We start from the raw sequence: 20,658 nt of genomic DNA, 5'->3' as shown, positions 1-20,658 counted from the left end.
ACGCCCGCTCCCTGGCGCTGCCCCGGCACGCCGGGCCGCCGTCTGCTCATTGAATTTATTCATAATCTCGATCAAAACAATCGAATTAGTGAATACGTCTGCGCACCTTAAGCTTCGCCGCCTTCATCTTCCTAAGCCGAAAACGAGCGCTGAACGGGGTGAAAGAACAGCGGAGCTTCGCTGTTTGGTTATTGGGGAATTAACAAGAATTCAGAGAAATTCGTGCCTAACAAAAACCATTTATTCATCAGGACAATTCCAGCGGCCTGCTTACGCGGCCCCTAAAACCAGGACAGCACCATGAGCGACGTACAGACTCCCAGCCACTTGCGACAGCGGCACTCCCTGCAGCGATCGAGCCTTTATCTTTCATTGCTGGCAGTGCTTTCGCCACTGGCTCAAGCGGACTCAGTCTCAGGGTTTGGCACCGACAACACCTACGGCGCCGGCGCCGTAGACCCCGAAATCACCAGCAACTCGGGAAACTCGGCCTACGGTTTCAATGCCGGTGCCAAGGTTACGGGCAAGCACAACACGACGGTCGGATCGAACGCCGGGGTCAATGTCGAAGGCTCATTCAACAGCGCTGTCGGGCGCAACGCGGGCAGTAACGTGGTTGGTGACAACAACACCTACGCCGGTAACGATTCCGGTAATGGCGTCAAGGGTCGGGGCAATACCGGATTCGGCATCAATGCCGGTCGCACCGTCAACGGAACGGGCAACAGCGGTTTAGGTGCAAACGCCGGGCAGAACATTACCGGCAACTTCAACTCCGGCGCCGGCAACAACGCAAGCAATCGGGTCAACGGTAGCTTCAACAGCGCCAACGGGGCATTTTCCGGCTGGAATGTGACCGGCGACACCAATACCGCGACAGGCGCACACGCCGGAAAACAGGTTAACGGCAGCTCCAACTTCGCCGCAGGTTTCTCCGCCGGCAACAACGTAAGTGGCGACAACAACATTGCCATCGGCAGAACCTCAGGCTCGAAGATCAGCGCCAACGACACGGTGGCCATCGGCACCGACGCCAGCGCCACGGCCTCCGACGCGGTTGCCCTGGGTAACCGCGCAAGTGCAATCAATCACAATGACGTGGCACTGGGTGCCGGCAGCCAGACCGCCGCCGCACAGCCGACAGCCGGCGCGGTGATCGACGGTAACGCCTACATCTATGCAGGCAGCAAGCCTGCCAGCGTGGTCAGTGTCGGCGCCCAAGATGCCGAACGCCAAATCAGCAACGTCGCGGCCGGACGCATCACCGGCACCAGCACCGATGCGATTAACGGCAGTCAGCTGTTCGCTACCCATCAGGCGGTCAACCTGGTGGGCAGCCGCTTGAACAGTCTCGGCGGTGACATCGCCAATTACTTCGGCGCCGGTGCCGTGTACAACCCGTTCACCGGCAACATGTCTGCACCGAGCTACCTCATCCAGGGCTCCAACTACAACAATGTCGGCGACGCGTTCAAGGCAGTGAACACCACACTGACCAGCCTGGACACCCGGATCACCGATCTGCGCGATAAGAGCCCCGTGCAGTACAGCAACCCGCAAACGCCTACCCAGGCAAACCCCTATGCGCCCGGCTCGGGAGGCGCGGGTGGAAGCTCAAGCGCCGGTTCGGTCAACGGCATTACCCCCACTCAGGACGTCACCCTGGTCGGCAACGCCCCGGGCCAACCCGTGAGCCTGCACAACGTGCAGGATGGCGTGGTGGCGCGCGACAGCAAGGACGCGGTCAATGGCGGCCAACTGCACCAGACCCGACAGCACCTCCACAATCAGGGCAATAGCGTCGCCAACACCCTGGGTGCAGGCTCGCGCTATGACGCAAACACCGGCAAGGTCAGCAACCCGACCTACACCGTGTATGGCAACAACACCAGCAATGTCGGCGAAGCTATCGACAAGCTGCAGACCGGCGCGCCGGTTCAGTACTCGGATGCGCACGGCGTAGCGACACCTGATGTGCCCTCCAATGACGTCACCTTGTCCGGCAGAAACAGTGGCCCTGTCGCTGTGCACAACGTCGCGCCAGGCATCCAGGGCACCGATGCGGTCAACGTGAATCAACTGCACTCGGCAATCAGGGGCGGCACGCAAGGCCAGTTCGACCAGATCCGTTCGGACGTCAACAACCTGCGCAAGGATGCGATGGGCGCGGCTGCCGGTGCCATGGCCATGGCCAGCATGCCCCAGGCCTATCTGCCCGGCCGAAGCATGCTGGCTAGCGGCATGGCCACGACCGGTGGCGAGGCCTCGATGGCCGTGGGCCTGTCGACGCTGTCCGACAACGGCAAGTGGGTGTTCAAGGCCAATGGTTCGGCCGACACCCGCGGGCAGATGGGCGTTGGTGTCGGTGCGGGCTTCCACTGGTAAACGGCAAGGCAGTTGCCCGCTACAGGGCAACTGCCACGGGTCAATCAATCACTCTGATTCCAACGGATTTCGACATGAACAAACGTTCGATTTTGCCTGCTGCCCGCTGGGCTGCCTTACTAGCAATCGGCACCGTGCTGGCGGCTTGCGGTACATCCCGACTAAGCCAGATTACCGAGGACGGGCATCTGCAAGCCCATACCGAGCCGGTCTGGCCCTCCGTCGAGGACAACCACTGGCAGCCGGAAGGCAGCCTCCCTGACCTTGATAACCTTGGCCGCATGATGCCGGGACTGAGCAAGCCTCAGGTCTACGAGCTGTTGGGGCGCCCGCATTTCGCCGAGGGGCAAGTGGCCGTACGCGAATGGGACTATGTCCTCAGGCTGCCTAGCGGTAACGGCACTGAATATAGAACCTGCCAATACAAGATCCTGTTCGACCGGAACATGAAGACCCAGGATGTTTTCTGGTTGCCCGCGCAATGCGCCGAGCAACTCAAGCACGGGTAACCGGGTTACCCCCCTGGCCAGCGCCACAGCCGTGAACGAAGTTCGAGGTGTGGCGCAGCGGCTAGAACTCCAGGGTGCTGGACAGGCTGACCTGGCGCGCATCACCCACCGAGACAAAGTTGCGGTTCACCGCCGAGCTGTAATAGGTGCGGTCGAACAGGTTCTTCACGTTCAACTGCAAGCGCACCTTGTGCTCGTCCAGGCGGGTTTCGTAACTGGCGAAAGCATCGGCGACGGTGTAGCCCGGCAGCTCGAAATCATTCTCGGCGTTGCCCGCCCGCTCACCGACGTAGCGCGCACCGGCGCCCAGGCGCAGGCGGTCGCCACCGAACAGGCTGCCAGCGTCATACACCGCCGACAGCGAGCCGCTGTGGCGCGCCACGTTCTGCAGGCGATTGCCTTCGAGCGTGGGGTCCTGGGTAACTTCGGCGTCGGTAAAGGCATAGTTGCCGATCAGGCTCCAGCGCTCGCTCAACTGGCCGGTCAGGTCCAGTTCGACGCCCCGCGAGCGTACCTCGCCGGCGTTGCTGTAGAGGGTGTCGCCGGTTGCCGAGTCGAAGTTGGCCACCAGCACGTTGCGCTTACGAATGTCGAACAGCGCCAGGGTGCCGGTCAGCGCCCCCGGCATGTCGAGCTTGGCCCCCAGTTCCCAGGATTTGCCTTCTTCCGGTTCGATACCCGAGTCCAGCACCAGGCCGCCGGTCAAGGGAGCGATACTGGAGTTGGGCTTGAACGATTCGGTGTAGCTGCCATAGAACGACAGCTGCTCGTCAACCTTGTACACCAGGCCCACCCGCGGCACCCAGGCCTGGCCGTTGTTGTTGGTGTTGGCCTTGAACGGCCGCCCGCGCCCGGCGATTTGGTCGTACATCTGGTAGCGCGCACCGGCGACCAGAATCCAGTGCTCGTCGAGGTGGATCGAATCCTGGAAGAACAGCGAGTCGCTGCGCAGCTTGTCGGTCTGCGCGCTGTCGCTGTCACGCACGCTGGTGCCCTCGACTTCGCGGCCATACACCGGGTTCAGGTAACTGAAGGTACTCAGGCTGCTCTGGCGGATCAGGTCGGCGCGGTAGACTTTGCGGTACTCGTTATCCAGGCCGAACAGCAGGTCATGCTGCATCCCCGCCAGTTGCACCTTGCCCTCAAGACTGACGGTGGCAAAACGGTCGCTGCTGAGCGCGCCGTGGGTACCGTCCATGCTCCGGGTCAGGGTGCCGCGGGCAGCGTTGACGGCGGTCACCCGCACCTGGCTGGCGTCGTAGGTTTCGCGGTTGTAGCTGAAACCGAAGTGAGCTTTCCAGTCGTCCGCAAGCTGATGGTCGACTTCCAGGCGGTAGAGGTCCGAGCGCCCCTCCATGTCATTGAACGGCTCGTCCAGGCGCCGCGTGCTGGGGATATCCAGCGGGTGGTTGGTGCGCGGATCGATGGCCGTGCCACGGTCGAACGGATAGAGAAACTCGCGGTGCTCGTAGGCCAGCAGCACCTGGGTGTCTTCGCCGAACCAGGCCAGCGACGGCGCCACCAGCGATTCGCGGTGGGTACCGAAGTTGCGCCAGTAGTCTTCGTCTTCATGGTCGAGCACCAGGCGGTAGGCGAAGTTGCTCTCGCCCAGCGCGCCGGTGCTGTCCAGGCCGCCGCCGCTGCCGTTCTTGCCGCTGCCATAGGTGGAGCCACGCAGGTTCAGGGCGTTGTAGCGCTGCAGCTGTGGCCGCTTGCTGACCACATTGATCACCCCGCCCGGGTCCTGGATGCCATACAGCAACGAGGCCGGGCCCTTGAGTACTTCGACCCGTTCGGTGGTGGCGTTAAGGCTGCGCCCCTGCACGATCGGCATGCCGTCGCGCATGATCGAACCGTCGCGGTTGTCGCCGAAGCCGCGTTTCATCACCGTGTCCTGGGTGCCGCCGAAGTTGTTGCCCTGGGTCACGCCGCTGACATTGGCCAGGGCGTCGTCGAGGTTGCGCGGGGCCTGGTCCTTGAGCACCTGGGCCGGCACCACGTTGATGGCCTGGGGCGTCTCCATGATCGATGCCTGGCTGCGCATCACCGAGCTGTTTGGCGGCGGCTGGTAGCTGTAGTCGGCATCGGCTTGCGAGTTCACCGTGGTCGCGTCGAGCTTGAGCGCAGCGCTGGTATCCAGCGGTTCGAGGGTCAGGGTGCGAGCGTCGACGCGGCGAAAGACCAAACCGGAATTGCCCAGCAGTTGCTGCAAAGCCTGCTCGGCAGTCAGGCTGCCATTCAGGGCCGGGGCGTTGAGCATCGGCAGGTCGGTGGTATAGATCACGCTTTGCCCGGTCAGCCGGCTGAAGTCGTTGAGCGCCTGCACCAGTGGCTTGCTCGCCTGGGCAAACACGTAGACCTGCTGCGCGGCAACGGCCCCCAAGGGTAACGCGCTACCCGCAGCCAGAGCCGAAACACTGAGCCAGATTGAAAAGCTACGCGCTGCCAAGGGTGTGAACTTCATGACCGGTGACCTGTGAAGGAGTGACGTTTATGCGAATGAATCGCACTTTCACTCACTACACGGTTGTCGCGCGAACTTACCTCATCACTTTTCTGAAAATATTTTTCAGCGGATCAGGGTGACCCGTTCCAGCAGGGTACTGCGCTTGAAGCCCAGCACCGCGCCGAGCGAATCCAGCGCCGCCAGCGGCTGGCTGGCCGGGAAGCTGCCGCTGACCTTGCGTTTGCCCAGTTCGCTGTCGAGCAGCATGATGCGCCCCGGGTAGTAGCGAGCCAGGTCGTCGATCACCGTGCTCAGCGGCACCTGATAATAATTGAGCCAGCCTTGGCGCCAGGCCAGGCGCGACTCGCTGTCCACCGCTTCGACCGCGCTGGCGGTGCCGTCGCGATAGCCCACCTGCTGGCCGCCGCTCAGTTGTTGCTGCACGCGCCCCGGCGCGGCCGTCACCGCCACCCGGCCATCGAGCACGGTGACCCGCGCGCCGCCATTGTGCTTGCGCACCTCGAAGCGCGTGCCGAGCACACGGGTTTGGCCTTTTGCCGCCTCGACCACGAACGGCGCGCCGGTGTGGGTGACATGAAAGAACGCCGCGCCGCGGCGGATCGTCACTTGGCGCTCACCGTCGCGAAAATCCACTGACACCGCACTGCCGGCATCCAACGTCATGTGCGAGTTGTCCGCCAGCACCACCTCTTCGACCTGCCCCGCCGCCGTGACGTAATCCGCCTGCAGATCATCCAGCCAGTACCCTGGATGCCAGCCCGCAGCAGTCCCCAGCGCCAGCACCAGGCAAGCGGCTGCAGCGAAGGTGGCAATGCGGCGCCAGGTGCGTCCCGGCGCAGGTTGCTGCATGGCGCGCAAATAACCTTGCAGGGCCTGGTCATCCTCGCTCGCCAAAAGGCTCGCCGGCCCCTCACTCAGGCGCCACACTGCCTGGGCCTGGGCATAGGCGCGGCCATGGGCCGGGTTGGCCAGCAACCAGCGCTTGAACTCGGCGCGCTCGGCCAGTTGCGGTTGCTCATTGATCCGGCTCAGCCAGTTCAGGGCGGCTTGTTCGTGCTCGGCGGTGATTTCACTCATGGTGCTTTCCCTGGCATGCGCGTACTGGCTGGCGGCAGCGCAACACTCGCCTTGCACGCCTCCAGGGCACGCATCATATGTTTTTCCACCGCGCTCTGAGACAGGTCCATGGCCTTGGCGATCTCGGCGTACTTGCGCCCATGGATACGGTTGAGCAGAAAGATCTGCCGGGTACGCTCGGGTAGTTGGCGCAATGCCGCTTCGATGCGCTGCAGGTCGCTGTTCGCCTCCAGTGCCAATTGCGGTTCGCTGACATGATCGTCGGCCACTTCCCGCTGCAAGCTGTCGTTGACCCGCTCGCGGGCACCTTCGCTGCGCAGGTGATCGATGGCGATGTTGCCGGCGCAACGCAGCAAGTAGGTATCGAGCGCCTCGACCTTGACCTGCGGGCGCCGCCAGAAGCGCAGGAACAGCTCCTGGACCAGGTCCGAGGCCGTGGCCCGGCAGCCGATGCGCCGGTTGACCAGGGCTTCCATCTGCGCCCGCTGGGCGAGGAACACCTGCACAAAACGCGCGCGCCCGCTCGCCGCGTCGGTGTCGTTGGCACCGTCGGTGGGCAGATCGAGCGGCTCGTTGACCAACTTACAGCGAAGCCACGGCCGTCAACGGCGCCAGCACCACGCTGGCCGCCGCCAGGCACAGCAGCAGCCGCGGCTGGTAGGGCAAGAGGAACACCCAGAGGGTAACGCCGGCCATCAGCACCGCGAACAGCTCGACCAGGCCCATGGCCCAGCCGCTGTGACGCACGGCCAGCAGCAACGCCAGGGCCAGCAGCACCCAGCCCGCCACCCGCAACGCCTTGAGCCGGGTACTGCTGGGCTTGTGCCCAAGCAGGTCCTTGTAGTGCTTCTCCATCGCCAGGCACAGGGCGGCGAAGCCGGCAAAACCAAACAGGGCAATGGCCAGCATCAGTTCACCTCGCTTTCGATCAGCTTGCCGGGCGCGGCCTTTGGCGCACGCTTGGCCGCCACTACCGGCGCCCGCCACATCTTGCTGGCAGCCCATGCCAGGAACAGGCCGCTGGCCAAGGCGGTCAGGTCGAAACCGGCCATGGCCCAGTCGCCGACGGCGAGCGAGTGGTTCAGGCCCTGGCCGGTGGTCAGGCCGTTGAGTAGTGGCAAGCCCGCCCACATCAGCGCACCGAATCCCAGTTGCTCGGCCCAGGCACGGCGGCCGCGGCGCAGCATGGCGTGTACCAGCGACAAGGCCCAGAGCAGGAAGAAGCAGTTGGTCTCCCAGTCGGCTCGGCCTTCAAGGCCGATCGGCAACAAGCGGTTGGCCCAGAAGAACGCCGCCACGCCGATCAGCAGGCCGCTCATGCTGGCGATGTTCAGCACCTCGACCAGGCGCAACTCGAACGGCTGGGTGCCGCTCTTGGCATGCTTGAGCTGGCGCTTGCCCAGCCACATGACCAGGCCAGTGCCGATCACCGCCGTGCCGGCCAGGCCGAAGAAGAAGTACAGCCAGCGCAGCCAGGGGCCGGCGAAAATGCCCATGTGCAGGCCGTACATGCCGCCGGAAATCAGCACCGGCGTGGCCTCGATCTGGCTGCCGCCCTCAAGCGTGCCATTGACCCCGTCGAACAGCCAGCCACCGCCGCGCTGGTGAGCGATGCGGTCACCGGCATGGCGGGCGAACCGGACCCGGGCGTTCTGGTCACCGGGGTTCTGTACCTCGACCCAAGCCAGGTTGGCCCCGGGCGCCTGCTCCTGGACCTTGGCGTACAACTGCGGCAACGGCAGCAACGGCGCCGCAGTACCGGCAGCCTGTACCTGGCTCTGGCCGCCGAACAGGTCGTTGAAAAAGCCACGGGTGTTGTCGCCATAGCTGGCGATGATGCTGGCCGGCATGACCATGGCCATGAAGATCACCAGGCTGCTGTAGCTGATCATCAGGTGGAACGGCAGCACCAGCACGCCAATGGCGTTATGCCCGTCGAGCCAGGAACGCTGGCCCTTGCCCGGACGGAAAGTGAAGAACTCCTTGAAGATCTTCTTGTGGGTGATGATCCCGGTCACCAGGCCCAGGAGCATGATGAACGCGGCAAAGGTCGACAGCCAGCGGCCCCAGGGGTGAGGCATCTCCAGCTGGAAGTGGAAGCGGTAGAAAAAATTGCCGCCACGGGTCTCGCGCGCCTGCAATTCGGCGCCGGTGGCAGGGTCGAGGGTTTTGGAAGTAAAGTCGCGGCGCCCGCCACCGGCCTTCGGCCAGCTCACGCTCAGCGCCGGTTCGCGGGCATTGGGCAACTCGATGAACCAGCTGCCCGCCGTCGGCGCATGCTCTTGCAGGTAGCGTTGGGCGAGGTCCAGGCTGGCCGCCGGGTCCAGCGCCCGGTTGGGCACTTCCGGCTGGGTCCAGTGGCTGATTTCTTCCTTGAAATAGGACATGGTCCCGGTCATGAAAATCGCAAACAGCAACCAGCCGAAAATCAGCCCGGTCCAGGTATGCAGCCAGGCCATGGCCTGGCGAAAGCCCTCTTTCATGGGTTTTTCATCCAGTAGGCCAGGCCGCTGATCATCGCCAGCACCAGGCTCGGCACCAGTACCCCCAGCCAGGCCTGCCAGGCGCTACGACAGGCGAAGCACCAGAGAAAGGCCACTAGGTAGAACAGGAACGACAGCATCATGCCGCTGATCACCGCCTCGGCGCGCGGCACCGGCAACAGCAGGGTGATGCAGACGCTGGCCATGGCCGCCAGCAGGTAGCCACCGAACACGGCAGCCAGGCTGCGGGAGGTCACGGCCAGGCGATAGCTGATGGGTAGCCCGGCGGCTTTGCTTTTCATGGCATCCGTCCATTACGAGAAGCGCACAATAATAATGATTTATATTCTCATAAGCAAAGCCGCGGGCCAGACGGATCAGAACGACAGGTCGACGCCCATGGTGTAGCGGCGGCCGTCCAGTACGGTCTGGTAGTTGTCGTAGTCCACTTCCTTGTTGAAGACGTTGTACACACCCGCCAGCAGCTTGACGTTCTTGGTCACCCGATAGGTGCCGCCGAAGTCGACGAAGGTGTACGACGGCGTGCCGTCGGACATGGTGCTCCGGCCCAGGTAGTCCGAGGTTTTGCCGCGGTAGTTCAGGCGCGCCCAGGTACCCAGCTGATCGGTGGCCTGCCAGTCGAGGGTGGCGTTGAACATGTGCCGCGGCATCTGGTTCAGGGCCTTGCCTTTCTGCGGGCCGCTCTTCTGCTCGGAGGCGGTGAAGGTGTAGTTGGTGGCCAGCGAGACGGTCTGGGTGATGTCCCAGTCCAGGGTCGCTTCAATGCCACGCATCTGCGCTTCATCGACGTTGACCCGGTCACTGATGAACTTGTACGAGGTACCGCCGATCTGGCACTGGCCCGAGGCATTGCCGGTGCTGTCGGTGCAGCGGCGGGTCTCGGTGATCTTGTCCTTGAAGTCGGTGTTGAACAGGGTCAGGCCGGTGGAGAAACCTTCGAGGTTGTCCCAGATGAAGCCGATTTCCTGGCTCAGGCTCTTCTCCGGCTTGAGGCTGGAGTTACCGACGATGATTGCCGGGTCGCCACCGCCACCGGTGATCTGGCCCCAGTCATCCACGGCGGCGCGGATGTCCGGCGAGCGATAACCACTGGATACGCCACCCTTGATGGTCCACTGCTCGGTCGGGTGATAGACCCCGTACAGGCGTGGCGACCAGTGGGTGCCGTAGTTCTCGTCGCGGTCCATGCGCAGGCCGCCGGTCAGGGCGAAGGCTTCGGTCAGGCGCCATTCGTCTTCGGCAAACAGTGCCCACGACCAGCGGGTCAGCTGGTTGACGCTGGCCGCCGAGGCCAGTTGGTTGCCCTCGTCGCTGAGGTCTTCGTATTTGTACTGGCCACCGAAAGTGGTGATGTGCGAATCGCTGAAGAACGACACCTGCGAATTGAGCACGGTGTTTTCCAGTTCCATGCGCCGGCCGGGGTTCTCGATCTTCTCGCGCTGCAGGTAGCTTTCGCTGGTGAGGCTGTCCCAGCGCCCGGAATGGGTGATGGCGAAATTGGTGCGGTCGTAGTCGTTGCGGCTGTCGGATCGGCTCGCCGAACGACCTTTGTGCGAGTTGCGCTCCTGCTCGGACTTGCCCGCTTCCAGGGTGATGTCGTTGTGTTCATCCGGGGTGAACGACAGCTTGGCCGTGGCGCTGTCGGTGCTCTGCTCGTTGAAGCCGTTGACGATATGGTCTTCGTCGCGGCGCGAACGCTGGCCGTACAGCTGCAGGCCGACCAGGTTGTCGACCAGCGGCCCGGAGATGAAGGCATTGGTGCTGTTGTAGTTGCCCGAGTCGGAGCGGTCCTGGAAGGTCGCTTCGGTGCGGATGCCGCCGTACCACTGCGGGGTAACCTTGCGGGTGATGATGTTGATCACCCCGCCCATGGCGTCGGAGCCGTACAGCGACGACATCGGCCCGCGCACCACTTCGATACGTTCGATAGCTTCCAGCGGTGGCATCCAGCCCTGCTCGATACCGGCGCCGTCACTGTTCGGGCGAGTGGCACGCGAGTCCTGGCGTTTGCCGTCGACCAGCATCAGGGTGTACTTGGAGGCCATGCCGCGAATGCTGATGTCGCTGGAGCTGGCGCCACCGGTGACCACCACGCCCGGCACATCGCGCAGGGCATCGGTGACGTCACGGTAGGATTTGTTCTCGATCTGCTCGCGGGTAATGACCGAAATCGACGCCGGCGCATCCTTGATCTGCTGGGAGAAACCCGACGCGGTCACCACCATGTTGTCCAGCTCCAGCGGTTGGGTCTGGGCAGTGGCGTTCGCGGTGTACAGCGAGCAGAGGGTGAGCGCGAGGCAGGATTTGCTGAAAGTCGGGGACACGAGGACCTCTCCCTGAGAAATGTAAAGGTTGCGTAAATTCATCAAGGGAGCGAATGCTAGTTATTCTCAAATGAGAGTAAAGCGTATTTACGTTTTTTACATTTTCCCGATCCTCTGCTATGCCCGTCAGTCAGCCGCCGATTGCCGAGTAGTGGCACTTTTCACTACAATGCGAACAATTCTTATTCTGTTGCGCATCCCGGCGCCGGAGTGTTCACGGTGCCCAGCGCTCCCTCTTCCTCGCTCGAAGGCCTCTACCTCGACCATCACAACTGGCTGACCGGCTGGTTGCGCCGGCGTCTCGGCTGCCCCGACAGCGCCGCGGACCTGGCCCAGGACACCTTCATGCGCCTGCTCCAGGCCCGCCAAGCGCCGCTGCTCAACGAGCCGCGGGCGTTCCTCACCACCGTGGCCAAACGTGTGCTGTGCAACCACTACCGCCGCCAGGACCTGGAACGCGCCTACCTCCAGGCACTGGCGCAGCTGCCGGAAGACCTGGCGCCATCAGAAGAACACCGGGCAATTATTTTCGAGACCCTGCTTGAGCTCGACCGCCTGCTCGACGGCCTGCCCTTGCCGGTCAAGCGCGCCTTCCTGATGGCTCAGGTCGATGGCCTGAGCTACAGCGCGATCGGTGTGCAACTGGGCATCTCCCTGGCCACGGTCAAGCGCTACCTGAACAAGGCGGCCATGCGCTGTTACTTTGCCCTGTGAACGGCCATCAGGAATTTTCCCCGCAGGTGGCCGAACAGGCCGTGCACTGGCTGATCGAGATGCAGGGCGGTGCTTTCGATGCGCGTCAGCAGCAGGCCATGCAGCAGTGGTTGCAGGCCGACGACAATCACCAGCGCGCCTGGGAACACATTCAGCGGGTCAACCAGCGCTTGCGTGGTTTGTCGTCGCCGCTGGCCCACGCCGCCTTGCAGGCGCCGCGTTCGACCAGCCGCCGACGGGCGCTGAAAACCCTGCTGATCCTCGGCGTCGGCAGCGCCAGTGGCCTGGCTTTGCAGCAGCACAACCCACTGCCGACGCTACTCGCCGATTACCGCAGCCCGGTCGGCGAGCGGCGCCGCCTGGCCCTGGACGACGGCAGCCAGCTGCAGCTCAACACCCGCAGCGCCGCCGATGTCCGTTTTGATTCCCGCCAGCGCCTGGTGCGCCTGCTTGAAGGTGAACTGCAACTGACTGTGGCCCGTGATACGCGACCACTGCAATTGCTCGGCGAACATGGCCTGCTGAACCTGAGCAGCGGTCGCTACAACCTGCGTCAGTTCGCCCAGTACAGCCAGTTGACGGTGTTTGAAGGCAGCGCCAGCCTGGCTGGCAATCTCTTGCCCAGCGGCCAGCAAGCGCGTTTCAACGGCCCGCAATGGCAGGCCAGCCAGGCGCTGGACAGCAACGTCGGGGCCTGGGTCGACGGCATGCTGGTGGCCGCGCACATGCCCCTGGGCGCGTTTCTCGACGAGCTGGGCCGCTACCGTCGCGGGCAGCTCAACTGCGCGCCAGAAGTGGCCAATTTGCTGATTTCCGGCAGTTATCCACTGGCTGACAGCGAGCGCATTCTGGACATGCTCGAGGTGGCGCTGCCGGTGCGCGTCAGGCGCTTTACCCGCTACTGGGTGACAGTCGAAGCGCAGGCCTGAAACTTTTTTCAACTGACCTGAGCCGTTTTCAATTCTCGCGTGACAGAGAAGGCAGAACCCTTTGCTTTGACCTTCTCAAGGACCTCCTGCATGCCCCTTCGACCGAGTCCACTTGCCCAGGCCCTGCGCGCCCTGCTGCTGGGCGCCAGCCTGAGCGTTGCCGCTGTTGGCGCACACGCCGCCCAAGCCCCTGCGCGCACTTACCAGATCGCGCCGACCAGCCTGGAAAACGCCCTGAACCAGTTCGGCCGCGAAAGCGGCGTGCTGATCTCGTTCGGCTCGCAGGTCACCCGCGGTGTGCAGAGCCCCGGCCTGCAAGGCCAGTACAGCCCGCAGCAGGGTCTGGATGCACTGCTGCAAGGCAGCGGCCTGCAAGCCCGCGCCGAAGGTGACAACGCCTTCAGCCTGCAACCGCTTGCCGCCGCCAGTGCGCCGGTCGAGCTCGGTGCCTCCACCGTGGTCGGTGACTGGCTGGGTGCGGCGCAGCAGGACAACGTCTTCGAACATGCCGGTGCCCGCGACGTGATCCGCCGCGAAGAATTCGAACGCAGCGGCGCCACCACTGCGCGCGAAGTGCTCAACCGCATCCCCGGCGTCAACGCCCCGGAGAACAACGGCACCGGCAGCCACGACATGGCGCTGAACTTCGGCATTCGCGGGCTCAACCCACGCCTGGCCTCGCGCTCGACGGTGCTGATGGACGGCATCCCGGTGCCTTTCGCCCCCTACGGCCAGCCGCAGCTGTCGTTCGCCCCGATCAGCATGGGCAACATGGACGCGGTGGACGTGGTGCGCGGCGGCGGAGCGGTACGCTATGGCCCGCAGAACGTCGGCGGCATCGTCAACTTCGTGACCCGGGCGATCCCCGACGAGCCGACGGTCAAGGCCGGTTTCCAGACCCAGACCAGCCCGTCATCCAGCCATGACGGTTTCAAGACCAGCGCCAACCTGCTCGCCGGTGGCACCAACGCCAACGGCCTGGGCGGCGCCCTGCTCTACTCCGGCAGCCGTGGCGGCGACTGGCGCGAGCACAGCGACACGCAGATCGACGACCTGATCCTCAAGGGCAAGTACCAGCTCGATGAGGCCAACAGCCTGCACGCCATGGCCCAGTACTACGAAGGCGAAGCACAGATGCCCGGCGGCCTGAACGTTGCCGACTACGATGCCGACCCGTACCAGTCGACCCGCCTGCAAGACAAATTCTGGGGGCGGCGGACGATGTTCAACTTCGGCTACGACTACAAGGAAGACGCCCGCCAGTTCAGCGTCAACAGCTTCTTCACCAAGACCCTGCGCAGCGGCTACCTGGACCAGGGCAGCTTCGTCTCGCTGTCGCCACGCGAGTACTGGGTACGCGGCATCGAAACGCGCTTCTCCCAGGGCTTTGCCCTCGGTGAGAGCTGGCACGAAGTCGGCGTCGGCTACCGCTACATCAACGAAGCCGGCCATGAACTGCGCTACCGCGAACCGATCGCCGCCAACCAGCTGCCGACCACCGCCAGCCGCAACGACCGCGACACCCGTGGCAGCACCGAAGCCCACGCGATTTTCCTCGATGACCGCATCGACATCGGCCAGTGGACCATCACCCCGGGTATCCGCTACGAAATGATCGACTCCGAGCAGTCCAACAAGCTCAACGGCCAGCGCTACCAGGGCGACTACAACACCGCCCTGCCGGCGCTCAACGTCATGTACCACCTGACTGACAGCTGGAACCTGTACGCCAACACCGAAGGCTCGTTCGGCAGCGTGCAGTACAGCCAGATGCCCAACCGGGTCAGCAGCGGTGAAGTAAAACCGGAAAAAGCCCGCACCTGGGAACTGGGTACCCGCTACGACAACGGCAACCTGCAGGCCGAAATCGGCGCGTTTCTGATCAACTTCGACAACCAGTACGAAAGCAACCAGACCAACGATTCGGTGATCGCCCGCGGCGAAACCCGCCACCAGGGCATCGAGACCAGCGTCAAGTACGCCCTTGAAGGCCTCAACCCGGCGCTGGCAGGTTTTGACGTGTACGCCACCTATGCCTTTGTTGACGCTAAAATCCGCGAAGACGGGTCTAACAAGGGTAATCGTGTGCCCTTCTCGTCACGCCACAAAGGCACCCTGGGCGTCGGCTACAGCGAAGGCCAATGGAAGCTCAACCTCGACAGCACCTACCAGAGCGACCAGTTCGCCGACAACGCCAACACCTCGGCCGAAAGCGCCGACGGCAGCACCGGACGCATCCCCGGCTACATGCTGTTCAGCAGCCGCGCGGCCTACGATTTCGGCCCGCAACTGGCGAACCTCAACGTCGCCGTGGGGGTGAAGAACATCTTCAATCACCAGTACTACACCCGCTCGTTCGACGACAACAACAAGGGCAAGTACGTGGGTGAACCCCGTACGGTATACCTGCAGACCTCCGTCGCGTTCTGATCCAGCGCATGCAAAAGCCCGGCCTGTGCCGGGCTTTTTGCTACAAGATATTTTTATTTCAAAAGGGCTTGAATTGTTCGGCCAAGTGCCTGACCTTGTAGTCAAGAGGCGATGGTTCTCACAGGCCGCAAAGGCCCCATCGATTCTCTTGCGAGCTAGCTGAATAAGGGATTGAACTATGCAAATCCAAGTCAATAGCGACAACCATATTCAAGGCAACATCCGGCTGGAAGAGTGGGTCCGCAGCACGGTAGAAAGCACGCTCGAACGATTTGACGAAGACCTCACCCGCATCGAGGTCCACCTGCGCGACGAGAACGGCGACAAGCCTGGTCCGCACGACAAACGCTGCCAGATGGAGGCACGCCCAAAAGGCCATCAACCGATTTCCGTAAGCCATAAATCCGCATCCCTCGACCAGGCTGTCGAAGGCGCCGCAATCAAACTGAACCACGCTTTGGAGCACTTCTACGGCAAACTGCGCAGCAAACGCGCGGTGGCCCAGCAAAGCATCGACGGCGCCCAGAATGACGGGCTGTTGCAGGAAGAGTTTCTGGAGAACGAGCAAGCTCGCATCAACTGAACAAGCAGCAACGCAGACGGTAAAAAGGCGAGCCCAGGGGGCTCGCTTTTTTTATGCTCAGGTTTTTGAAAGCTTGATCAGGCCGACACCGATAAACAGCCATGCCGAGCCAATGATGATCAGCCAGGAAGCAATCAACAAGCGTCGGCGAAGCCGCGGCGGAAAGTTGCGCAAGTCCTCTGCATCCATCATTCCCAGGCGGATGCAAAGCCTTGGATAAAGCATTGCACCGCAAATCGTGCTGAGCAAATAGCAGCGTGATTTCAACCTGGTGGTCCCCCAGAACGGTATCTGCTGCTTGAGCCAGAGGCTGTTTGGAAGGCTGGCAATGATGAGGTCGAAGTCACGGCTTCGGGCGATGTAGGTCTCCATGGCTACGCCAGATAAGCTGATCACAAAGGGCGCAAAACCGAAAGCGATCGCAACGCTAGGCGGCCAAGTGTTGATATCAATCATGTTTCACCTCATAAATCTTGTCTCCTAGCCATTCTCCAAATGATCCACCGCCGCTCCCCCCTGCAAGTGATCCCCCTCCCACTAGGACGATCCCACATACCGCCAGACCAATCCCGCCGGCAGCCGCGGCGACACCACACACTGCTACAGCTGTCTTCCCTCCCAAATAGGCACCAGCGGCACCACCCGCCAGCCCCCCAGAAAAACTCCCCGCCTCAGTAAATCGAATCTTCTTACATTCCTCCCTCTCCCCCGCTCTACACACTTCCTGCACTTTGAGAACGGACGCGCCACCACCTAGTGCAATGCCGACATACCCCCCGTGTTTAAGGTATTTCGCTGTCCTGGATACCTGCTCCAGGTGCGTGGCATAACCGGGGATCTCACCCGGCACACCGGCACGGCTCCAGTGGTGCACCAGGCTTTTGGTCGAGATACCCAGGTCACGACGCAGGCTGTCGTAGCTGCCCAGGTTCAACGGTTTGTTGAGAAAAGCCGCTTTCAACTGCGCATCCAGCTGGCGGTACAACTGTTGGCGGGAAGCGAAAAACTGCGGGCTGTTCAGATGCCCGTAGGTACTGAACGAGCGCTGATGCAGCTGTTCAAGCGCGCGCAGGCTGTTTTCAACCTGGCTCAAGCCATGACCGAGCATGTCCTTGCCGACGCCCATCGACTGGCTGGCACTGCTGAACAAGCCGGCGATTTCACCCTGGTAGCGGACCATGAAGTTGGCTTCTTCTTCGTCCAGCGGCGCCAGTGCCTCGCGCACCTGGGCGGCAGCAGCCATCAGTTGGGCTTCCTCGCGTGTGCAACTGGTGCCATTGTCGGGATCGCCGATGACGAACAGTTCACCGGCCTTGAAACCTTCGGCGAAGGTAGGGTTGAGCCGCTGCAGCCGGGCGCTCAGGTAGCGGCTTTCGCCGCCAAGCTGCGCCAGCACCTGCTGACCCGACATGCTGCGTGGCACTACATGGAAGCCCGGCTCCAGCGTGCCCGGCGCGCCGGACATGGCCGAAGCGGGGTTAGCCGTGGCGACGGGGGCGGATTTGGATGTCGACGCAGGCGGGCTGAAGGCCTGGCGAGCCGGCTCGGCAAATCCGCCCGATGCCGGCACCGCTCTGCTGCTCACACCCTCCAAAGGTGCCACCAGCCGATTGCTCCCGGCCGGGCAGCCGCAGTCAATCTGCGCACCGTCAACGGCAATCGGCAGCCCGTTAATGGTCCAGCCGTCATACCCTTCGGCAATCTTGCCGGCCTGACCGCATTGCGGACACGGCGTGGTGGCATCGCCCAGGCGCAGATTGCCCACCCCGTTCTGCAGGTGACAGGACTGGCTGCTGAGGCAGGTCGCCCCGGTGGTGGTGTGGTCGCCATGCTGCCCGGCGCCGCGACCATTGAGGTTCATGCGGTAGACCATCGCTCACCCCACGCTCGTCAGGAAGTCGTCGGCCATGGGTACGCCTTGCCGCTTGCTGATCAGCGCAGTGTTTTGTGGGGTATCGATGATTTCATCACCGTTGCTCAAGGCGCTACCGACCAGGGCGACGGCCTGTTCCTGCAGTTGCCCCTGGGTTCCGGCGCCACTGATGATGTGCGCGCGGCTGCCGTCCGGGTACTCGGCATCGTCACCGGTCTGAGCCACGCGCACAATCTGGCCATCGTCCAGCATGATGGTCAGTGGAGCGCTGGCTTGGCGAATGACGCCACCCTTGCGCGTGCGGCTGCCTTGGGTCGCCAGACGATAGATGGCTTCGGGTTTGGCGGGTTGATCATTCCTTGTCATGTGCAGATTCCTTGGGCAAATGGAGCCCGGAACCTAGCACGGCAAAGGTGGCCTTCTGCCCCGGCAGAAGCAATTCAGAAACATCCCACTCGGTCGTAGGATTTAGCCGTCAGATTTGGAAAATTAATGTGGGAAAAATCTGTGGGAGCGGGCTTGCCCCGCGATGCAATGTGACGGGTAAATCGTAATCGAGGGTCAAGTCGAGGCCTTGCACCGCCGCGCCCACAGTCTAAGCAGACCGATGAATTAACCTGAACCAACCCTCCCCCACCCGGTCAATCACTGCATGTCTTTGCCAGGTGAAGCCCCATGATCAACCCTTTCGAACAGATCAACGACGCTTTCGCCCCCGAGTACCGGGTCAACCTGAGTATCGAGCGGCTCGACGGCAGCATCATGCTGACCCTCTCCAACGATACCGGCATCGTCGCCAAACGGCTGATCAGCCCGGCCCAGCGCAACGACCCGCAGCGCCTGCAGCGGCTGATCGAGAGCATCCAGTTCGGCATCGCCATCGAGCAAGGCCACAGCGCCGTGGAGATCCTCGCCGCCATGACCCGCAACGGTGCAGCCGGCCAGGTTACTTCGCTTCCTCGATCTCCTTGCCACTAGCATCGATAGCCTTGGTCGACGGGTAGCGGTACGAGGCGTAGCGCACCACCAGGATCGAGAACGCCAGCAGCAGGATGCCGCCGCACACGTACAGCAAACCGGCGTCCGGCGCCTTGTGGTGCGACACGTCGCCAATCAGCAGGCGGGTCAGAGCGGTGATCGCCACATACAGCAGGAAGCGGATCGGCATGTGGTTGGTCTTGAAGTAGATCCCCACCATGGCGCCGAGTTCGAGGTAGATGAACAGCAGCAGGATGTCGTCGACGCTGACGCCCTTGCCGAGCATCTCGATAAAGGTGACCACGGCCGCGTAGGCGGTGATGCCACCGATGCCGAACAGGGCCAGGTAATGGAACGCTTCGACGCACAGGTTGCCCAGCGAATCGGCCGAGCCATGCAGGCTCTTGCGCAGTTTGTCAGCCCAATTGATGCTCACGATACGGTTTCCTTGATACGGCTGGAAGGATGATGCGGCAAGCGCATGACGCTTTGTCTGCATGCAGTAAAAAGGCCAGGCCCCCTGCTTGAGAAGGCGACCGATTGCCGCAAGGCACAGCCATCGCTGGCTGTGCCCCTATCCTTTCAGTTCGCGGTTACCGAAACGTGTTTACTCCAGCGCAGACGCCGGGCCGAAGAACTCGTAGCGGCTTTGCTGCTCTGGCACGCCCAGGCCCTTGAGGTGGCGCTTGATGGTCGCCATAAAGGCTTTGGGGCCGAGGAAGTAGGCGTCCACATCACGCTCTTGCGGCAACCACTGGCCGAGTTGATCGGCGCTGAGCAGACCCACTGCATCCGCCGGCTGGCTGACACCGTCGTCTTCGGCATAGCAGTAGAAGCGCTTGACCTGCGGGTGGCGCGCCGCCAGTTCATCGACCCAACCACGGAAGGCATGCACCGCGCCGTTGCGCGCGCAGTGGATGAAGTGCACCAAACGACCGCTTTCCAGCGCTGCTTCGAGCATCGGCAGGGTCGGGGTGATGCCGACGCCGCCGCTGATCAGCACCAGAGGCTTGGCGCTGGCACTCAGGGTGAACTCGCCCGATGGCGGGAACAGGTTGATAGTGTCGCCTACCGCCAACTGCTCGTGCAGGTAGTTGGAAACCTTGCCGCCCGCTTCGCGCTTGACGCTGATGCGGTACTGGCCGGCATTGCTCAGGGCCGACAGCGAGTAGTTGCGGCGCTGTTCCTGGCCGTCGATGAACAGTTGCAGGCCGATGTACTGGCCGGGCTCGGCCTGCAGGATCGCACCACCATCAACCGGGGCGAAGTAGAAGGAGACGATCTCGCTGCTCTCCTCGACCCGCTCGACCAGCTTGAACGCTCGCGCACCGCGCCAGCCGCCAGGGGCCGCGGCTTTTTGCGCGTAAACATCGCCTTCAGCGCCGATGAGGATATCGGCCAGTTGCTGATAGGCCGCGCCCCAGGCTGCGATCACTTCGGGGGTGGCAATCTCTTTGCCGAGTACTTCTTCGATGGCGCGCAGCAGGCAGCTACCGACGATCGGGTAATGTTCCGGAAGGATCTGCAAGGCCACATGCTTGTTGATGATCTGGCCGACCAGGCCGCCCAGCTGTTCGAGCTGGTCGATGTGCCGGGCGTACATCAGCACGCCGTTGGCCAGGGCCCGTGGCTGGTCGCCGCTGGCCTGGTGCGCCTGGTTGAACAGCGGACGCACTTCGGGGTACTCGCTGAGCATCAGTTTGTAGAAATGGGTGGTCAGCGCTTCACCGCCGCTTTCCAGCAGAGGTACGGTGGCTTTGACGATTGCACGATCCTGGGCATTGAGCATGGATGACTCCTGAGCCTGTGGCTTCTTGATGAATGCCTTGGTTATTACAGCTTTCGTGCCAACTTTTTAATCCTTATAAATCAATGAGTTAAAAAT

19 protein-coding genes are annotated in these 20,658 nt (G+C 62.7%); 7 read left to right on the top strand and 12 right to left on the bottom strand.

Annotation, left to right across the window (positions count from 1 at the left end):
* Nucleotides 1-300 precede the first annotated feature (300 nt).
* Nucleotides 301-2,385 carry a YadA family autotransporter adhesin gene (locus CCOS864_RS05300; protein WP_115085368.1) on the top strand — a complete coding sequence of 695 codons (2,085 nt, stop codon included), beginning with the start codon at nucleotides 301-303 and terminating at the stop codon, nucleotides 2,383-2,385.
* Between the two features lie 74 nt (nucleotides 2,386-2,459).
* A complete protein-coding gene (locus CCOS864_RS05295) occupies nucleotides 2,460-2,894 on the top strand; it encodes an outer membrane protein assembly factor BamE (protein WP_115085367.1) in 435 nt (144 codons plus the stop codon).
* Nucleotides 2,895-2,955: 61 nt separating this feature from the next.
* Here CCOS864_RS05295 and CCOS864_RS05290 read toward each other — a convergent pair whose 3' ends face one another.
* The 7 genes from CCOS864_RS05290 to CCOS864_RS05260 all read right to left on the bottom strand — a co-directional run bounded on the left by CCOS864_RS05290 (nucleotide 2,956) and on the right by CCOS864_RS05260 (nucleotide 11,266).
* Entirely contained in the window at nucleotides 2,956-5,358 is a 2,403-nt protein-coding gene (locus CCOS864_RS05290) for a TonB-dependent siderophore receptor (RefSeq protein WP_115085366.1), read from the bottom strand.
* Between the two features lie 105 nt (nucleotides 5,359-5,463).
* Nucleotides 5,464-6,438 carry a FecR family protein gene (locus tag CCOS864_RS05285; protein WP_115085365.1) on the bottom strand — a complete coding sequence of 325 codons (975 nt, stop codon included), beginning with the start codon at nucleotides 6,436-6,438 and terminating at the stop codon, nucleotides 5,464-5,466.
* Nucleotides 6,435-6,998 (bottom strand): RNA polymerase sigma factor, encoded by a 564-nt coding sequence (locus CCOS864_RS05280; protein WP_115085692.1) that lies wholly within the window; start codon nucleotides 6,996-6,998, stop codon nucleotides 6,435-6,437. The genes CCOS864_RS05285 and CCOS864_RS05280 overlap by 4 nt, the downstream gene beginning before the upstream one ends.
* 22 nt (nucleotides 6,999-7,020) lie before the next feature.
* On the bottom strand, nucleotides 7,021-7,347 hold the full coding sequence (locus CCOS864_RS05275) for a DUF3325 domain-containing protein (protein WP_115085364.1): 327 nt from the start codon (nucleotides 7,345-7,347) through the stop codon (nucleotides 7,021-7,023).
* Entirely contained in the window at nucleotides 7,347-8,921 is a 1,575-nt protein-coding gene (locus CCOS864_RS05270) for a PepSY-associated TM helix domain-containing protein (RefSeq protein WP_115085363.1), read from the bottom strand. Before CCOS864_RS05270 ends, CCOS864_RS05275 begins: the two co-directional genes overlap by 1 nt.
* Nucleotides 8,918-9,223 carry a DUF3649 domain-containing protein gene (locus CCOS864_RS05265; RefSeq protein ID WP_045197184.1) on the bottom strand — a complete coding sequence of 102 codons (306 nt, stop codon included), beginning with the start codon at nucleotides 9,221-9,223 and terminating at the stop codon, nucleotides 8,918-8,920. The genes CCOS864_RS05270 and CCOS864_RS05265 overlap by 4 nt, the downstream gene beginning before the upstream one ends.
* 75 nt (nucleotides 9,224-9,298) lie before the next feature.
* Entirely contained in the window at nucleotides 9,299-11,266 is a 1,968-nt protein-coding gene (locus tag CCOS864_RS05260; protein WP_115085362.1) for a ligand-gated channel protein, read from the bottom strand.
* Between the two features lie 219 nt (nucleotides 11,267-11,485).
* Here CCOS864_RS05260 and CCOS864_RS05255 point away from each other — a divergent pair, with 219 nt between their 5' ends.
* The 4 genes from CCOS864_RS05255 (at nucleotide 11,486) to CCOS864_RS05240 (ending at nucleotide 15,922) form a co-directional block, all read left to right on the top strand.
* Complete coding sequence (locus tag CCOS864_RS05255) at nucleotides 11,486-11,980, top strand: sigma-70 family RNA polymerase sigma factor (protein ID WP_115085361.1); 495 nt, start codon at nucleotides 11,486-11,488, stop codon at nucleotides 11,978-11,980.
* Nucleotides 11,977-12,909, top strand: a complete 933-nt coding sequence (locus CCOS864_RS05250; protein WP_115085360.1) for a FecR domain-containing protein — start codon at nucleotides 11,977-11,979, stop codon at nucleotides 12,907-12,909. Before CCOS864_RS05255 ends, CCOS864_RS05250 begins: the two co-directional genes overlap by 4 nt.
* A 90-nt stretch (nucleotides 12,910-12,999) precedes the next feature.
* Nucleotides 13,000-15,339, top strand: coding sequence for a TonB-dependent Fe(3+) dicitrate receptor FecA (gene fecA / locus CCOS864_RS05245; RefSeq protein WP_115085359.1), 2,340 nt, complete (start codon nucleotides 13,000-13,002; stop codon nucleotides 15,337-15,339).
* 178 nt (nucleotides 15,340-15,517) lie between these two features.
* A complete protein-coding gene (locus CCOS864_RS05240; RefSeq protein WP_115085358.1) occupies nucleotides 15,518-15,922 on the top strand; it encodes an HPF/RaiA family ribosome-associated protein in 405 nt (134 codons plus the stop codon).
* A 57-nt stretch (nucleotides 15,923-15,979) separates the two neighbouring features.
* On the opposite strand, the gene CCOS864_RS05235 is transcribed toward CCOS864_RS05240, so the two are convergent.
* Genes CCOS864_RS05235 through CCOS864_RS05225 form a run of 3 tightly spaced genes read right to left on the bottom strand, consistent with a single transcriptional unit; the run spans nucleotide 15,980 to nucleotide 18,161 of the window.
* Nucleotides 15,980-16,378: a hypothetical protein gene (locus tag CCOS864_RS05235; RefSeq protein WP_115085357.1), complete on the bottom strand. Its 399-nt coding sequence runs from the start codon at nucleotides 16,376-16,378 to the stop codon at nucleotides 15,980-15,982.
* On the bottom strand, nucleotides 16,371-17,783 hold the full coding sequence (locus tag CCOS864_RS05230; protein ID WP_244211883.1) for a PAAR domain-containing protein: 1,413 nt from the start codon (nucleotides 17,781-17,783) through the stop codon (nucleotides 16,371-16,373). The genes CCOS864_RS05235 and CCOS864_RS05230 overlap by 8 nt, the downstream gene beginning before the upstream one ends.
* 15 nt (nucleotides 17,784-17,798) lie before the next feature.
* Nucleotides 17,799-18,161, bottom strand: coding sequence for a hypothetical protein (locus CCOS864_RS05225; RefSeq protein ID WP_115085355.1), 363 nt, complete (start codon nucleotides 18,159-18,161; stop codon nucleotides 17,799-17,801).
* 309 nt (nucleotides 18,162-18,470) lie between these two features.
* On the opposite strand from CCOS864_RS05225, the gene CCOS864_RS05220 reads away from it, so the two are divergent.
* On the top strand, nucleotides 18,471-18,773 hold the full coding sequence (locus CCOS864_RS05220) for a DUF3509 domain-containing protein (RefSeq protein ID WP_115085354.1): 303 nt from the start codon (nucleotides 18,471-18,473) through the stop codon (nucleotides 18,771-18,773).
* Here the strand turns inward: CCOS864_RS05220 and CCOS864_RS05215 are convergent.
* Together CCOS864_RS05215 and hmpA are read right to left on the bottom strand one after the other, a co-directional pair.
* Nucleotides 18,742-19,209: a phosphate-starvation-inducible protein PsiE gene (locus CCOS864_RS05215; RefSeq protein ID WP_093379589.1), complete on the bottom strand. Its 468-nt coding sequence runs from the start codon at nucleotides 19,207-19,209 to the stop codon at nucleotides 18,742-18,744. The two genes, CCOS864_RS05220 and CCOS864_RS05215, sit on opposite strands and share 32 nt — an antisense overlap.
* Before the next feature lie 171 nt (nucleotides 19,210-19,380).
* Complete coding sequence (gene hmpA, locus CCOS864_RS05210) at nucleotides 19,381-20,562, bottom strand: NO-inducible flavohemoprotein (protein ID WP_115085353.1); 1,182 nt, start codon at nucleotides 20,560-20,562, stop codon at nucleotides 19,381-19,383.
* Nucleotides 20,563-20,658 lie beyond the last annotated feature (96 nt).

The sequence above is a fragment of the Pseudomonas wadenswilerensis genome (genome assembly GCF_900497695.1).
Taxonomy (GTDB): domain Bacteria; phylum Pseudomonadota; class Gammaproteobacteria; order Pseudomonadales; family Pseudomonadaceae; genus Aquipseudomonas; species Aquipseudomonas wadenswilerensis.
Note: the sequence above shows the minus strand (reverse complement) of the source record. Positions and strands in the feature narration are given on the sequence as shown.

Bases quoted from the DNA above. Each gene is read 5' to 3' on its own strand.
- CCOS864_RS05300 (WP_115085368.1), top strand. From the start codon at position 301: ATGAGCGACGTACAGACTCCCAGCCACTTGCGACAGCGGCACTCCCTG.
- CCOS864_RS05295 (WP_115085367.1), top strand. From the start codon at position 2,460: ATGAACAAACGTTCGATTTTGCCTGCTGCCCGCTGGGCTGCCTTACTA.
- CCOS864_RS05290 (WP_115085366.1), bottom strand. From the start codon at position 5,358: ATGAAGTTCACACCCTTGGCAGCGCGTAGCTTTTCAATCTGGCTCAGT.
- CCOS864_RS05285 (WP_115085365.1), bottom strand. From the start codon at position 6,438: ATGAGTGAAATCACCGCCGAGCACGAACAAGCCGCCCTGAACTGGCTG.
- CCOS864_RS05275 (WP_115085364.1), bottom strand. From the start codon at position 7,347: ATGCTGGCCATTGCCCTGTTTGGTTTTGCCGGCTTCGCCGCCCTGTGC.
- CCOS864_RS05270 (WP_115085363.1), bottom strand. From the start codon at position 8,921: ATGAAAGAGGGCTTTCGCCAGGCCATGGCCTGGCTGCATACCTGGACC.
- CCOS864_RS05265 (WP_045197184.1), bottom strand. From the start codon at position 9,223: ATGAAAAGCAAAGCCGCCGGGCTACCCATCAGCTATCGCCTGGCCGTG.
- fecA (WP_115085359.1), top strand. From the start codon at position 13,000: ATGCCCCTTCGACCGAGTCCACTTGCCCAGGCCCTGCGCGCCCTGCTG.
- CCOS864_RS05240 (WP_115085358.1), top strand. From the start codon at position 15,518: ATGCAAATCCAAGTCAATAGCGACAACCATATTCAAGGCAACATCCGG.
- CCOS864_RS05235 (WP_115085357.1), bottom strand. From the start codon at position 16,378: ATGATTGATATCAACACTTGGCCGCCTAGCGTTGCGATCGCTTTCGGT.
- CCOS864_RS05230 (WP_244211883.1), bottom strand. From the start codon at position 17,783: ATGAACCTCAATGGTCGCGGCGCCGGGCAGCATGGCGACCACACCACC.
- CCOS864_RS05225 (WP_115085355.1), bottom strand. From the start codon at position 18,161: ATGACAAGGAATGATCAACCCGCCAAACCCGAAGCCATCTATCGTCTG.
- CCOS864_RS05220 (WP_115085354.1), top strand. From the start codon at position 18,471: ATGATCAACCCTTTCGAACAGATCAACGACGCTTTCGCCCCCGAGTAC.
- hmpA (WP_115085353.1), bottom strand. From the start codon at position 20,562: ATGCTCAATGCCCAGGATCGTGCAATCGTCAAAGCCACCGTACCTCTG.